Raw genomic sequence first — 15,243 nt, forward strand, 5'->3', positions numbered from 1 at the left:
GAACTTCTCAATATGGAATGGCTGAGATTGGCATGACAATTGCGACAGTTGATTTTGCTATTTACTTCTCTCTTTAACGGGACGCTATGGATCACTTGCCAGCTTCACCTGAGTTACCTGCGACGGCTCTGCCAATTCAGCCAGATCAGACGATATCGTCATTGACACAGTCGCCTCGTCTGGTGTTAACTGGGATCACCAAGCGCTACCCTACTGTGGTTGCCAACGACGACATCGCACTGACCGTGCAGCCCGGAGAGATTCACGCTTTACTCGGCGAAAACGGTGCCGGTAAAAGTACCTTGATGAAAATCGTGTATGGCGTGATCCAACCCGATGAAGGTACGATTTTGTGGGAAGGGCGCTATATGGATATCACCAATCCCGCCCAAGCGCGACGTATGGGGATAGGAATGGTGTTTCAGCATTTTTCTTTATTTGAGACCCTTACGGTTGCTGAGAATATTGCGCTTGCGATGGATGTGCCGACAGCACCGGCATCGCTCGCCGCCAGGATTACGGAAGTCTCTGACAAATACGGATTACCGATTGACCCTTACCGCCTAGTACATAGCATGTCAGTAGGCGAACGCCAAAGGGTAGAAATTGTTCGTTGCTTGTTATTGGAGCCTAAGCTGTTAATCATGGATGAACCAACATCCGTGCTGACTCCACAGGCGGTATTGATCTTGTTTGACACGTTGCGACAATTGGCTAAAGAGGGTTGCAGCATCTTGTATATCAGCCATAAGTTAGATGAGATCCGGGCACTGTGTGACACAGCAACCGTGCTGCGCGGCGGTCGTGTCACGGGTACTGCGGTACCTAAACAAGAAACCAACGACAGTCTGGCACGGATGATGATCGGTGGCGAACTTGCCGAATGTCATTTAGTCCCACAAGAAACAGGGGAAGTGCGTTTAGCGCTAAACCATTTGTCCATGTCGACGATTGATCCTTTTGGCACCGCGCTGGAATCGATCAGCTTGTCTGTAAAAAGCGGAGAAATATTGGGGATTGCAGGTATCTCTGGTAATGGCCAAAAAGAATTATTAGCTGCGTTGTCGGGAGAAGTTCTCAGCCCGCAAAGTAAGATGATCAGCATTATTGGACAAGATGCCGGACGCCTGAATTCAGCGCAACGACGACGCCTGGGCCTGACCTTTGTTCCTGAGGAGCGCTTAGGGCGTGGTGCGGTGCCTGCCATGAGTCTATTACACAACGCATTATTAACTGGCGCCCGGCATGGCATGGTGAAGAATGGATTTTTACGTCATTCTGCGATTCGTCAGTTCACACAAGAAGTTATTACACGCTTCAAAGTCAAATGCGGTGGCGACAGCGCTGTTGCTTCTAGTCTGTCCGGTGGCAATCTACAAAAATTTATTGTCGGACGCGAGACGATGCTCAATCCCAAATTGATGATAATCGCGCAGCCGACTTGGGGTGTGGATGTGGGTGCTGCACAGATGATACGGCAAGCCCTGATGGATCTGCGACAGCAAGGAGTGGCGCTGCTAGTCATCTCCGAAGAGCTGGAGGAATTGTTCACGATCAGCGACCGTATCTGCGTTTTGGCTGAGGGACGTTTGTCACCGGCATTGCCTTTGGCCGATACAAGTATTGAACAAATCGGAAACTGGATGAGCGGCAAATTTGATACAGTGAGGAAGAGAATGGACGGGTCGTCTATGCAGTCAGACCGTCCATCTATCGCCGGACAAGCAAACAATCATCAGGAGAGCCATTTTGTCTAATATGTTTAAGTTGGAGCGCCGCCCTGTACCGTCTTCCATGATGAAGATCGCATCACCCCTGATCGCGGCAGTGGCGATGTTGCTTACCGGCATCATAATTTTTACTGCACTTGGAAAACCACCGCAACAAGCGTTTTATGTCTTCTTCATCAAGCCGGTCGAGAACATATATGGGGTTGGAGAATTATTATTGAAGGCATCACCTTTATTATTGTGCGCACTTGGTCTGGCAATAGGATTCCGAGCGAATGTTTGGAATATCGGAGCAGAAGGCCAGTTGACGATGGGCGCGATTACCAGTGGTGGCGTCGCGTTGTGGTTGGGAGATACCAGCGTCGCATGGGGTTTGCCGCTGATGTTGTTGGCTGGTGCTCTGGGCGGTATGGCATGGGCTGCGATACCGGCGTTTTTACGGAACCGTTTTAATACCAGCGAAATTCTGGTGACCTTGATGTTGGTTTATATTGCGCAGTTATTTTTATCGTTTCTAGTCCATGGCCCATGGCGTGATCCCCAAGGTTTTAATTTTCCGCAATCGAAAACCTTCGCTGACGCATACTTAATCCCCCTATTAGTCGAAGGTACTCGTACCAACTGGAGTTTTGTGTTGGGATTAGTGCTGGCGATTGCTTCTTGGATTTTTTCTAGTCAGACGTATGCGGGCTATCGTATGCAGGTAGCTGGACTGGCACCTGCAGCGGCGACGTATGCTGGATTTTCGATTAAGCGCAATGTCTGGGTCGCTTTACTGATCAGCGGAGCGACTGCCGGTATGGCAGGTATGTGTGAAGTCGCAGGCCCGATTGGGCAGTTGCAGGCTCAGATATCGCCAGGCTATGGCTTTGCTGCAATTATCGTGGCATGGATCGGCCGTTTGCATCCGATTGGCATCGTGTTTGGCTCGTTGCTGATGTCGCTGCTCTATCTAGGTGGTGAGTCGGCGCAAATGCAGATGGCATTGCCGTCGGCGATCACTGGCTTGTTTCAGGGTTTGTTGCTGTTTTATTTATTGGCAGCCGATCTGTTTATTACCTTCAGAGTAAAAAAAGTCCATACCCATCATAGCTCTAACGTTAACACGCCGAACAAAATGTCCGCTGTGACTAAGGAGGCAGTATGAATTTTGACATTCCATTACTCGCTATTTTTGCCAGCACCGTCACCGCTGCCACACCTCTGATTTACGCCGCATTAGGTGAAACTGTGGTTGAAAAAGCCGGCGTTCTTAATCTAGGGATTGAAGGCATGATGCTGGTCGGTGCGGTCTCAGGCTTCGCAGCCACCTTGGCGACAGGCAGCCCTATAATCGGCTTTTTCGCGGCCGGCTGTGCAGGTGTCTTAATGTCGTTGATATTTGCCGTACTGACTTTGAGTTTGCAGGCGAATCAGGTGGCTACCGGATTGGCGCTGACCTTATTTGGCATAGGTTTGTCCGCATTTGTCGGGCATGATTTCGCTGGTACGCCGATCGCTGGCTTAAAGAAGTTGCCCATTCCTTTCTTGTCCGACATACCAATAATTGGGCAATTGTTATTCAGCTACGACGCGATGGTCTATGGCTCAATTCTTCTGTTTGTTGCTGTTCAATGGTTTTTGGCTAAAAGTTATGCTGGTCTAAAAATACGAGCGATCGGTGAGTCGCCGACAGTGGCGCATGAGGTTGGTCATCCTGTGATCTGGATACGTTATTGTGCGGTGATGTTTGGTGGTGCGACTGCGGGTATTGCTGGCGCTTATCTGTCTCTGGTGCAGACGCCGATGTGGGTCGAGGGCATGACTGCAGGTAAGGGCTGGATTGCGTTAGCACTGGTCGTGTTTGGAACTTGGAAGCCGCTGCGTGTGGTACTTGGCGCGTATCTGTTTGGTGGAGTCACTGTGATGCAATTGTTTGCACAAGGATTTGGATTTGGAATACCGTCAGAGTTTTTATCGATGTTGCCGTATGTCGCGACGATTGTCGTGCTGGTGATTATTTGCCGTGATCCAAAAACAATTTTACTGAATCAGCCTCTGTCATTGGGAAAAAGCTTTCATCCGGGTTCGTAATCGACCCAGACTCAACCAGACTAATTCGAGTGTATTTTTCAGATCAATGATATGACTAAAACTTTGCTGATTAAAAATGCTCGCGTTCTGGTGACCATGGATGATCAACGCCGAGAAATCGCACGTGGTGCAGTGTTTGTCCGGGATCATGTAATTGAGCAGGTCGGTCAGACTGCCGATTTGCCGGATACGGCGGATGAAGTGATCGACGCCAGTCATCATGTAGTAATTCCTGGCCTGATCAATACCCATCATCATATGTATCAAAGCCTGACTCGGGTGATACCTGCAGCGCAGAATGGCGAGTTGTTTAACTGGCTCACCAATCTTTATCCGATCTGGGCGAATTTAACACCGGAGATGGTGAAAGTCTCAACTCTGACGGCGATGGCCGAACTGATGCTATCCGGTTGCACGACCAGCAGCGACCATCTGTACATTTATCCGAATGGATGCAAGTTAGATGACAGCATTGAATCTGCACAGAAGATCGGTATGCGTTTTCATGCAGCGCGCGGCTCAATGAGTGTTGGACAGTCTAAAGGTGGCCTACCGCCAGATCGCGTCGTAGAAACAGAAGCTGCGATACTGAAAGATACGCAGCGTTTAATCGAGACTTACCATGACAAAGAGCGCTTTGCGATGCAACGTATTGTGGTTGCACCTTGTTCGCCATTCTCGGTATCGAGAGAACTGATGAAACAGTCTGCATTAATGGCGCGCAACTATGGAGTGTCCTTACATACGCACTTGGCAGAGAATACTAACGATATTGCATATAGCCGCGAAAAATTTAATATGACGCCTGCAGAGTATGCAGAAGACTGTGGCTGGGTTGGTCATGATGTCTGGCATGCACATTGCGTGCAACTCGATGACGATGGCATTACGATGTTTGCACGCACAGGCACCGGTGTTGCACACTGCCCTTGTTCCAACATGCGGCTTGGCTCTGGTATTGCGCCAGTCCGCAAAATGATTGATGCCGGTTTGCATGTCGGTCTGGGTGTCGATGGCTGCGCCTCGAATGACGCCGGACATTTGCTGGGCGAAGTCCGCCAAGCGATGTTGTTGCAGCGTGTCGGATTTGGTCCCGATGCAATGACGGCTCGTCAGGCATTAGAAATTGCCACACTCGGCGGTGCCAAAGTCCTGAACCGGGACGATATCGGCGCACTAAAACCCGGTATGGCTGCCGACATAGCACTTTTCAATCTCGATCAAATTGGTTTTGCCGGAGCGGTGCATGATCCCGTTGCTGCATTAGTTTTTTGCACCCCGTCGAATACTGATTACAGCATCATCAACGGGCGTGTAGTCGTGCGGGAAGGCAATTTGACATCGATCGATTTACCAGTTGTGATGGTGCGCCACAATAGCCTTGCAATGGATCTGGCAGAAGCGGCGCGTTGACACACTAAGTGCGTATTTTGTACAGGAGTTTCTGCGTACCCAGATTTCAACTAATATGAGTATTGCCGAATTTTTAAAGGCTAGCTGACGGCACAAATGAGAATACTTGGAATTGCTTGAGTGCTTAACTTACCCGAAAATCCATGTAGTCATGTGTAGTGATCTTCTCCTTGGGACCTTGAATGGTACGAGTTGGTATCGTCTCTCTGACAAATTAGTTGTAACAATTTTCGTATTAAAAAATGTACTTTATTATCGTTGTAATGCCATTGCCATATGAAAAAAATAAATAAAATTTATCAACATTGGACGCTTGGTTTTTTGTTGAGTTTATCTGCCACCTTTGCCCATTCGGGTATGACCTATACCTGCGATAACGCGTTGGATATGGATAAAGAGGCTGATCGGCAAAAGTCCGACGGCACCGTGAGCTGCGTGCGTGATTGGGGTAACGAAAAGCAAAAGGAACGTTTTGTTTTTTCTAAGGGCCACAAGCTGGAAGAAGAAATTGACGGACCACGACAGCATGTGCTGCGTCACTATGCTCAAGTGAATGGATACGATACCAAGTCTGGTGAACAAATTACCTACTTTCCGGGCACTTCAAAAATTCGCATCAAAGAAAATATAAAAAGTAACCAGAACTCCGGGATGAAGGAGGAGTACAGCGCGGATGGATCAATTTTTCAGCGGACCTTGTACGGTGATGGGACTACCGGAAAGCTTGGATATGAGGTTTCTGCCATTGGCTATTTGCCCGGTGGACAAATTCGTTTTGCTCGTTGCTCGGATAAAAAAGAAACATCGATTGATGTAAAGTTGTGTGGCTTCAATGGTCCTAGCGATATCGTTTACTACGATATGCATGGGCAAGTTTACAAAAAAGTACGGCTAGTGCAAGGTAAAGAAACCAACATCGAAGAGGCTGTTAAAGTCACCAGCGAATGGGATTCAGCGTTGAAAGTTGGCTCCATAAAAGAACCTAAGGCAGCGAAACGCCAAAAACAGATCAACAGCGATGGTTCGGCAACAATCACCGACCTGTATGCCGACGGAAAAGTTAAACGCGTGATGCACGTCAACGCAAAAGGGGCGCTGGTTGGCACGGACGAAGAGTGGTTTAACTCAGGCGGCAAAGCGCGTAACACCAACTACGGCGCTGGCGGCAGTTCTGGAAAAGATTTGATCGTTCAACAAAGCTCTTGCTGGTGGGAAAATGGCAGTCCGCGCGCAGTTATTCAGAAAAAAGACGATGTCTACAGCATGCAATATTACTGGGACAATGAAAAATTGCAATTTACCGGTAATGTCAGCTTGCAAAATGACGAAATAGTCTGGGGCAGCAATAACGTCGAATCTTTAATGTCTTGTGAACCTAGTGACTACGGATTTAAGCGTGAAGGGCCGCAAAAATTCTACAGCCGAAACGGCGGTATCGAAGCCGAAGCCTTCTTTGCCAAGGGCTTGCGACAAGGACACGAAAAAGTTTATGAACCTAAAGGTATGCCTGGCAAAGAAGTGTTATCCATCGAACGTGATTACGAAGATGATCATGTTACACACGCGAAGTATTACAAAGAAGGAATGCTGGATAAAGAAGAGCGCTACTTTTCGGATGGTAGCGTGAAAGAAATCCGGAAATAGCGTTCTGCGATGCACGTCCTGGCAGATTTATAAGACTCGAACAACATCACTGATCTCAACTTCTTTACCCTGGCAATCGACCATGCTTGCTCCAACCTCATGAGTTTAGTATGCCGACATAGGTACGATTATGCGATGCCAATCGCACCTATCCTGAGGTCTTAGCAATTGGATTAGAAGGAAATTTTCGCCCCTAACGAAGCGGTATAGCGAGGTGCCAGTTGCACGCCACGAACATCCTGGTATACGGGCAATTGCACAAAACCATAAACCGATAAACGTTCGTTGACCGGCATCACTGCACCGGGGCTTAGATAAACTAGTGTGCCACCAGTGCTGGTTGTGTCAGCATTGGCACCGGTATCATGTGCCACATGTCTTGCGTTAATCTGAATTAGCGGTGTGATGTTTTCAAATCCTTTGTAACGCAATCCTGCATTCAGATTCAATCCATTGCCTGGCTTGTAATCATCGCTAGAATTGATCGCGGCCTGATACAGTCCTTGTGCAAAGTAGTCCCAATTGCTATTCAAACTATCGAAATAGTAAGCGCCGACAATCACATCGGTAGTTCCGGTGCCCGGCTGCAAGCCACGATCAATCGCTGTTATCCCAGGTGCAGTTGCATCTATTGATGTACCGGTTTGGGTATGACTACCAGTCGGCAGTTTGACCCCGTACATCAGACCGAAATTATGTTCTTCTGAAAAACCCTGATAACGTGCCACCAGTTTGATATCGCCAATGTTGGAGGTGCTGGAATCATATTGGCCGCCACCATCACCCGCCACCGTGCCGTCGGATGCAGTCCCGAGTGTGCTGTGGGTTCTGTTGATATAAGGTACTTGCAGATTGATGCCCCAGTTCGGACTATTGCTGTAGTCCAGTCCAAACGTCAGGTAATTATTCTTGGTGAATTTTTCTACCTCTTGCGGGTCACCATTGTTGGTTACCTGGCTCGCTGCTCCGGGGCTGATTTTACTTGTACCACTACGCAGCTGGTCTTGATTTAGATAATCGTAACGAATATCCAGCTTGAAGCCCGTGCCGCTGGACATCCCCATATTTTCCCAATCAGAACTTAGAGTGCAGCCACAACTTGCGCAGGCATTGGCTAGCAGCGGGAAACACATTGCCAAACTTCCAGTAATGAGTGAAATGGTTTTTATTTGCGAGAGATGAGACATGATGCATCCCTTATGAATGAATTTATTTCTGAATGGTAGTTTGAGAGAGAGCGACTAATTCGACTTGTTCTATCGCTGGTTTTCCCAGATAGAACATGCCGAAATAAAATATCGATAAAGTGATAAATGCTGCTGCATTAAAGCAGCGTATCAGGCTTAAAGTCAGACGTAGATTGCCGGACACTAAATGTGGTTTTGTAGCGGAAGAGTTTTGCATCATCGATTCCTTTCAATTTTTTTGCAGAAAAAATAAGGCGAACATTAATGTGACATCGCGCTAGTAGCGTTGCTGTTGAGCGATTTTGCTTCTGCAAATATCGCCATGTTTTCCCGCTTTTTATTTTGGTCTTCAAATACAAAGGTCAGTGCGATTTTGTCGCCTGCTCTGACTTGTGACTTTAAGTCCAATAGCATGATGTGAAAGCCGCCGGGTTTGAGTTCAACATTCTGTCCAGCAGGAAGGTCAATACCGTCGATTTTGCGCATCTTCATGATGTTATCGACCATGTCCATTTTGTGAATTTCGATCACACCTGCTGCGGGTGACAGTACTTCAACCAGACGTGTCGGCTTTACCGAGGTTAGACGCACAAATGCGCCTGTGGCTTTTTGTTGCGGTACAGTTGCTCTGACCCAGGCGTCATCGATCTTGACCTGAGCTTGTGCACTGGACATAGCCAGCAGAAATGTGAAGACTGAACTTATCGTTCGATTCAAGTAGTGCATATTGTTGCCTCATTAAAATAAGTGAAATTTGGTTTGCGCCTCTGCGCGTATCAGACTGTGTATGTCTTCCGCACATTGCTCCGCCTCTTGCGCATGTTTCCACGCAAGTCGAAGCTGTCCTGCAGTATCAAATACATAGGTAATCGCCGTGTGATCTATGGTGTAGGAATTTCCACTCGGAACTTTTTGATAGAAAATCTTAAAGTCCTTTGCAACTTGCGCTGTTTGATCGGCGCTGCCGCTCAGTCCTAAAAAGTCAGGATCAAACGCCTGCATGTAGCTCGATAGCAGCGCTGGTGTATCCCGCTCTGGATCGATCGTGACGAATAGCACCTTTACTTTGTTAGCGTCTTTACCGAGTAACTGACGTGTGTTGACAGCGCGCGTCAATATAGTGGGGCAGACATCGGGGCATTGAGTAAACCCGAAAAACAATAAGATATATTGCCCCTTGAAATCACTTAATGCATGCTCTCGCCCATCAGAACCATGCAAGCGAAAATCTGCTCCATATTTGGATCCGGTGAGGTCGATACCATGAAATACCGGACGTGGTTTTTCACAGGCTGTGAGCATGCTTGATCCGAAGGTCGTTCCCAGACTCCAGCTGAGTGATTGAATAAAAAAGCGACGATGCATCTCATTACTCCTTTAATGTCACAGAACCATCATCTGCGATGATCCAGGGCGCCGGGATCGCGTCGCGCTCCGTGACATCTGACGTGTAGTCATGCTTCGACGGATTATCGAGTCTAGACGCACTGGAGCTACTTTCTTGCTGGATCATTGATATTTTCAGTTGCGTTTGCCCTTTAGATCTCGTGGGCGCTGGACTCTGATTGAGACGATTCATATTGCTTTCGCCTGGGCTCTTAACAGCGACAGACAACAGTACGGCAATTGCGAAGCAATTGAATAGGACTGTAATTTTTAATCCGGTTGGCATTGCTATTCTCCTGATAGAACTGATTTCAAGACTCAATCAATCCAGAATGAAACTGATCAAAGCGGACCATTACTGGTCGAGCAGAGACGGATTCAACTAGCGTATGGTCGATAAAGCGATGAAATAGAAAAATCGGTGTAGCTCATCAATCACGAGCTTTACCGCGTAAGTGCTTTTCAGGAGAGCAAAGGTGGTGCTCGCGGATTCGCGGTGGACCAGGAGATGAGTGGGGAGGGTGAATGATAGAACAGCGCAGGAAATTGATCGTGTCCATCAATGACTAGCGGTACGACTTGCGAAGTAGGAAGTAAAGCAAACGATCCTGCATGTGCTATGCAGAAAGGGCAATGGTCCGAGAGTTGTGTCTTGACTGGCGCTGATGATGTATTCAGAGACGCAGCGCTACTCTTTATCCGATCAAGTTTGACAAATTGTGTACCGGATACAGTACATATTTCAATGAAATCAGACGATCCATTGTTGGCAGCAATGGCATGGGAAATTGAAGGAGCAAGCGCGTTCAGCAAGACCGCAAACAATGCAATCCAGAGCGGCAACCGACTTCGTTTTAACCAAGTAATCATGTGTAGAATTATACTCGCCAGTAACTAATTTTCTGCGAAGGTGTCCACCTTTGAGTCTGAGAGGCAAATAAGTCTGAGCAAGCAATAAGCAGGTTGCACTCTTTGCCATACAGCGTTTTGTTCGGAATGGGTTTCCATTTTAGATCTAAACAGATCTTAGTTGGCGCGACTTTTTTCGTAATCGTAATTTACAATCCGCCGACAGACCTCTTCACGTTCTTCTATCGATGCAAGCAATAACCGCTCATCTGCTTTGCTAGGGACTTTGAAATAATTACGGCGGTTTTTCCTCATATCCTGTACGCGCCATCCTTTCATTGTCAACCAATCCCATTGCTCGCCATCGATGGTCATGCGTAACTGGATTTTGAGTTTTTCCCAAACGATCGTACTACCAAACTGCGGCATACGCCTCGGTGGCGTCAATACTCTCCTGACGTATTTTCAGCAAAGAGCGGATTTCGCTTTTGATGAGATGAAGTGCCATGGCGATTCTTGCAGAGACGTCAGCCTCTTACAAAATCTGTTGGGCTATGTCATATGTTGACTAAAGGCAATTAGTAACAGTTGCGTAATCTGCTAACAATTTAGAATTGAAAATTTTTCGAGCAAATTTAACCAGCGATGAAAAAACGCCACCAAAACAGGACGGACCTAGGTAGAAGGGCGGTCATTCGCTGAATCTGCCTATTCTTTTTCAGCAACTATCAAGGTGAAATTTAATATACTCCCCATGAAATTATTTACAAATACTCGATTGTCCAAGTTTTGCAAGGAGGAAAAAATATACATGGGGGGAGTAATAATTATCTTATCGCGCCAAACATCGATATATTTCACTGAATCGAAGCGAAGATATCTGTGGCTGATAAGTGCAGGCTACTAAACTTTGCAAAAGATATCACTCTGCGAGGGTAACACACACATCGCACTGCAATGTAGAGCCGTGATGGGTTGTCGTTACTGCCTTACATGAGCAATTCGTTAGTGACGTGCGTTCAGACTTTAGCATGGGATCGGATTATTTTGATTGTCGCTCACCATTCGCACCAACAACTCGATTTCGTCCCAAATGTTTTGCTTCATAAAGTGCCGTATCTGCAGCTCTAATCAGTTCTTCTCCGTTCGTTGAATTTGTCGCAATTGACGTCGCAACGCCGAAACTAGCAGTAACTCGAATTTGCACCCCATTATCTTTTATTATTTTTTCTGACATTGCCATGCGAAGTGTCTCTGCAAATTTCAAGCCCCCTACTAGATCGGTTCTAGGTAAAACAATACAGAACTCTTCGCCGCCATAACGTCCTGCAATGTCAACGCTTCGAACATTTGACCGAATCAATGAACCAATTTCCCTTAAAACTGCGTCGCCCATTGCGTGATCATAGCGGTCATTGATTTGTTTAAAATGATCTAGGTCTACCATCACCACAGTCAGCTCAGATGAAAAGCGCTTTGATCGGTCTACCTCAATTTGTAGTTTGTTAAGTAGTGATCGTCTGGTTGCGAGCCCGGTCAATACGTCTTCATTTGCAATTTGTTGAAGCCTGATCATGGCGCTGTTTAGGTCACGGGTACGCTTTCTTAGTTCGATGAGTGCCATCGCTTGCCTGGCTAACCCAAGTAGTAATTCCAATTGTTTTTCAGTTAGAGTTTTAGGTTTTGTATCAAGTACGCAGAGTGTTCCGATACGAAATCCTTCTGGAGTAATCAAATTCGCTCCGCTATACATTCCAAATCCGTCTTTGCGAGCCGTTGAATGCATATTGTTTGTTCGCTCGTCTTCTGAAATATCAGGTATGACTAACATTTTGTCTTGCTGAATAGCTCGCGAACAATAACTTTTTGTTCTCGCAGACTCTTGCGGCGCAGAGCCAAACGCTGATTTGTGCCATACCCTATCCTTATCGACGAGTGAGATAAAAGCATATGGAACGTTACATATTTCTGCAGCGACTTTTACTAGTAAAGTAAATTCATCTTCCTCTTGAGTATCTAGTATTTCGTATGCCCTTAATGCTGCGATGCGCGAATTCTCCTTGGACAAGCTATCCGAATTATCAATGCCAGCCATGCTCTCCTCCAAATTTTTAAGCAAAAGATCAACACTAAAAGAAGTAGTAGATGTTTTCAGCAGCCACTCAACCTAAATCGTATTTCCAATACCGCAGGGTCACTATTTATGCCTGAAAACCAGCTTACATCTTTTTGAATTGATTTTGTTGAATCTGTCGGGCATTGAAACGAATACGCTAAATATTGATGCTTAAAATTGAGTGCTGATAGCAATGAGACGAATACGCCAAATGTTGATGCTCACCAGTATTCCAACTCAAATCTTTTCATTCGATACTTCGCTAAGCAATTAAATATCCAATATTTGTCGTCTGTGTGGAAATGCAGGTAGCGACAGGGAGTCGATACAAAAAGATGCAAATTGAAATGGTATTTGATCTTAACCAAAGCAAGTCCTCTGAAAAACAGGGGGGACGTTCTGACGTTATTAGTTTTGCAAATGTGTATATACCGTCGTTATTCTGAGGACCTTTTATGTATACGACTCAAGAGCCAAAGCAGAAGCCAATATCCTCGGCAGCCGAGCTATTCGAGTTCTTAACGTTTCGACTTGGCGGCGAAGAATATGGGATTGATATCCAAACAGTTCAAGAACTACGTGGATATGGAGAGGTAACGCGGATCGCTAACTCACCAAATTACATCAAAGGCGTAATCAATTTGCGGGGAAATATCGTCCCGATCATTGATATGCGTACTAAATTTAATCTCGATGTTGGTGACTATGACCAATTTACCGTAGTAATTATTCTGAATATCGCCGATCAAATGATCGGAATCGTCGTCGATAGTGTGACGGACGTCGTCACACTATCGACCGATCAAATCAAGCCCGCACCAACCGTTGAATCTATGTTGAATACAATTTTTCTTACGGGTCTTGGCATCTTGGAGCAGCGTATGTTGATCTTGGTCGATATTGAAAAATTAATATTGAGTCCGGAATTTGGAGTTGGAGAGCCACTCGCAGCATGAGGTAACTATCTAACTACTCCTTAATTAGAACTAACTTTTAAAGAAGCAAAATGAAGAACATGAAAATTGGCCTTCGCCTTGGCGGAGGATTTGGCGCAGTACTTTTAATGATGGTTATGCTCGCTGCAGTGGGGGTGTTCCAGCTGATTCACATTAGTACTATTGTCGATACGTTGGTGCAGGAAGAGTGGGTCAAGGAGGAACAGGCAAATATTATCAGTTCGAACGCAAACGATAATATGAATTTGACCTTGCAAATGTTTATTACTTCGGACACTGCATCTATGTACCGCATTCAGCAAAACATAGAAAACCATAAAAAAAATATCACTAATGCGCTCGAAATTTTAACTAAATTAGTGAGGCAACCAGTTGCCATGCAGTTGCTATCAAAGCTAAAAGAATCACGAGCGGTTTACGTTGCATCATTTTCAAAAATTAATCAACATCTTATGTCAGGTAAAAAAGACGACGCTCTGATATTGATGGAAGCAGAAATGAATCCTGCTCTAAATGCGTATATGGAGAACATAGCTCAGTTTAAGCAGCTATCTAAAAACATTGTTGACGAGAAAGGCGCAGAAATACGTGCAACGGTCAGCTTCACTGAAAAAGCGATCATTGGAATTAGTATCTTTGCTCTGCTGACTAGTCTTGTCTTCGCTTATTTGGTCACTCGTTCGATTACTCGTCCAATCTTATATGCTGTCAAAATTGCGCAAACGGTCGCGGCTGGCGATTTGACTGAAAAAATAGAAGTTAAATCAACAGATGAAACTGGACAACTGATTACGGCACTAAAAGATATGAATGAAAAATTGCTCGCGATCGTGAGCCAAGTTCGCGCTGGCAGTGATCATATTGCGACCGCGTCTAGCCAAATTGCTGCAGGTAATTTTGATTTATCGTCTCGCACAGAAGAGCAGGCGAGTTCTTTAGAAGAAACCGCGTCGTCTATGGAGGAGCTAACATCGACAGTCAAGCAGAATTCTGAACATGCTCAGCAAGCAAGCCAATTGGCAATATCTACATCGAGTATTGCGATAAAAGGTGGTGACGTCGTTTCCCAAGTCATTGCTACGATGGGCCTGATCAATGACTCTGCGAAAAAGATTGTAGATATCATCGGGGTAATTGACAGCATAGCGTTTCAAACTAACATTTTAGCTTTGAATGCAGCAGTGGAATCGGCGCGTGCGGGTGAGCAGGGGAGGGGATTTGCTGTGGTTGCTTCTGAAGTACGTAGTCTTGCTCAGCGCAGCGCAGGTGCCGCTAAGGAAATCAAATCGTTAATCAATAATACGGTGGAACGGGTTGGCACTGGTACTGATCTAGTTAATCAGGCTGGCAAGACCATGGACGAAGTTGTGCGAAGCGTCCAGCGCGTTACCGAATTTATTTCAGAAATTTCTGTCGCTACTTTGGAGCAGTCTGCAGGTATTGAACAAATCAATCGAGCCGTTATGCAGATGGATCAGGTTACACAACAAAATGCAGCACTTGTTGAGGAAGCTACTGCCGCAGCGCAGTCAATGGAAGATCAGTCAAGAAATCTGGTCAATGTGGTTAGTAGATTCGAGCTAACGGAAGATCAATCTGTCACTTTCACTGCGCCGGAGAGTTCACATCGTTTGGTTCAGCTTAGAGAATCTCGAAAGGATATAGAGATCAAGCGAGTGTCTCATCAACCCAATATCAAACGATTTAATACGAGAAGCATAGAAAAATCTACCGAAGCCGCTTTAGTGCGTGATCGATGGGAAGAGTTCTGAAAGTGATAGATGTCAGTCCGTGAAACTAAAGCTGATGAGGTTGCAAAAGAGAGCGGAGAAGCGTCAATCAGGATATATCGTGTGTTTTATTCTGTAGATTGTACCGATTGATTTATC

General features: G+C 46.0%; 15 protein-coding genes. 7 read left to right on the forward strand and 8 right to left on the reverse strand.

Annotated elements, in window-relative coordinates; all coding sequences use genetic code 11:
- Positions 1-86: 86 nt before the first annotated feature.
- The 5 genes from RGU72_RS17270 (at position 87) to RGU72_RS17290 (ending at position 6,860) form a co-directional block, all read left to right on the forward strand.
- Positions 87-1,757, forward strand: coding sequence for an ABC transporter ATP-binding protein (locus RGU72_RS17270; protein ID WP_322120914.1), 1,671 nt, complete (start codon positions 87-89; stop codon positions 1,755-1,757).
- A 1-nt stretch (position 1,758) separates the two neighbouring features.
- Positions 1,759-2,877, forward strand: coding sequence for an ABC transporter permease (locus tag RGU72_RS17275; protein WP_416200166.1), 1,119 nt, complete (start codon positions 1,759-1,761; stop codon positions 2,875-2,877).
- A complete protein-coding gene (locus tag RGU72_RS17280; protein ID WP_322120916.1) occupies positions 2,874-3,803 on the forward strand; it encodes an ABC transporter permease in 930 nt (309 codons plus the stop codon). Before RGU72_RS17275 ends, RGU72_RS17280 begins: the two co-directional genes overlap by 4 nt.
- 51 nt (positions 3,804-3,854) lie before the next feature.
- Complete coding sequence (locus RGU72_RS17285) at positions 3,855-5,216, forward strand: 8-oxoguanine deaminase (protein ID WP_322120917.1); 1,362 nt, start codon at positions 3,855-3,857, stop codon at positions 5,214-5,216.
- Positions 5,217-5,603: 387 nt separating this feature from the next.
- A complete protein-coding gene (locus RGU72_RS17290) occupies positions 5,604-6,860 on the forward strand; it encodes a hypothetical protein (RefSeq protein WP_322120918.1) in 1,257 nt (418 codons plus the stop codon).
- 173 nt (positions 6,861-7,033) lie between these two features.
- Here RGU72_RS17290 and RGU72_RS17295 read toward each other — a convergent pair whose 3' ends face one another.
- The 8 genes from RGU72_RS17295 to RGU72_RS17330 form a co-directional block, all read right to left on the reverse strand.
- The gene (locus RGU72_RS17295; protein ID WP_322120919.1) at positions 7,034-8,047 is read right to left on the reverse strand and encodes a TonB-dependent receptor; all 1,014 of its coding nucleotides are present in this window, start codon (positions 8,045-8,047) and stop codon (positions 7,034-7,036) included.
- 22 nt (positions 8,048-8,069) lie between these two features.
- Positions 8,070-8,264, reverse strand: a complete 195-nt coding sequence (locus RGU72_RS17300; RefSeq protein WP_322120920.1) for a hypothetical protein — start codon at positions 8,262-8,264, stop codon at positions 8,070-8,072.
- 44 nt (positions 8,265-8,308) lie between these two features.
- Positions 8,309-8,722: a copper chaperone PCu(A)C gene (locus RGU72_RS17305; RefSeq protein ID WP_322120921.1), complete on the reverse strand. Its 414-nt coding sequence runs from the start codon at positions 8,720-8,722 to the stop codon at positions 8,309-8,311.
- Positions 8,723-8,785: 63 nt separating this feature from the next.
- Positions 8,786-9,412 (reverse strand): SCO family protein, encoded by a 627-nt coding sequence (locus tag RGU72_RS17310; protein ID WP_322120922.1) that lies wholly within the window; start codon positions 9,410-9,412, stop codon positions 8,786-8,788.
- A 4-nt stretch (positions 9,413-9,416) separates the two neighbouring features.
- Entirely contained in the window at positions 9,417-9,626 is a 210-nt protein-coding gene (locus RGU72_RS17315) for a hypothetical protein (protein WP_322120923.1), read from the reverse strand.
- Between the two features lie 269 nt (positions 9,627-9,895).
- Entirely contained in the window at positions 9,896-10,303 is a 408-nt protein-coding gene (locus tag RGU72_RS17320; RefSeq protein WP_322120924.1) for a DUF2946 domain-containing protein, read from the reverse strand.
- Positions 10,304-10,459: 156 nt separating this feature from the next.
- The gene (locus RGU72_RS17325; protein WP_322120925.1) at positions 10,460-10,729 is read right to left on the reverse strand and encodes a hypothetical protein; all 270 of its coding nucleotides are present in this window, start codon (positions 10,727-10,729) and stop codon (positions 10,460-10,462) included.
- A gap of 595 nt (positions 10,730-11,324) precedes the next feature.
- The gene (locus tag RGU72_RS17330) at positions 11,325-12,377 is read right to left on the reverse strand and encodes a sensor domain-containing diguanylate cyclase (protein ID WP_322120926.1); all 1,053 of its coding nucleotides are present in this window, start codon (positions 12,375-12,377) and stop codon (positions 11,325-11,327) included.
- A 476-nt stretch (positions 12,378-12,853) separates the two neighbouring features.
- On the opposite strand from RGU72_RS17330, the gene RGU72_RS17335 reads away from it, so the two are divergent.
- Positions 12,854-13,354, forward strand: a complete 501-nt coding sequence (locus RGU72_RS17335) for a chemotaxis protein CheW (RefSeq protein WP_322120927.1) — start codon at positions 12,854-12,856, stop codon at positions 13,352-13,354.
- Between the two features lie 50 nt (positions 13,355-13,404).
- Entirely contained in the window at positions 13,405-15,126 is a 1,722-nt protein-coding gene (locus tag RGU72_RS17340) for a methyl-accepting chemotaxis protein (protein ID WP_322120928.1), read from the forward strand.
- Positions 15,127-15,243: the final 117 nt, after the last annotated feature.

It is taken from the genome of Undibacterium sp. 5I1, from assembly GCF_034314085.1.
Lineage (GTDB): Bacteria > Pseudomonadota > Gammaproteobacteria > Burkholderiales > Burkholderiaceae_D > Undibacterium.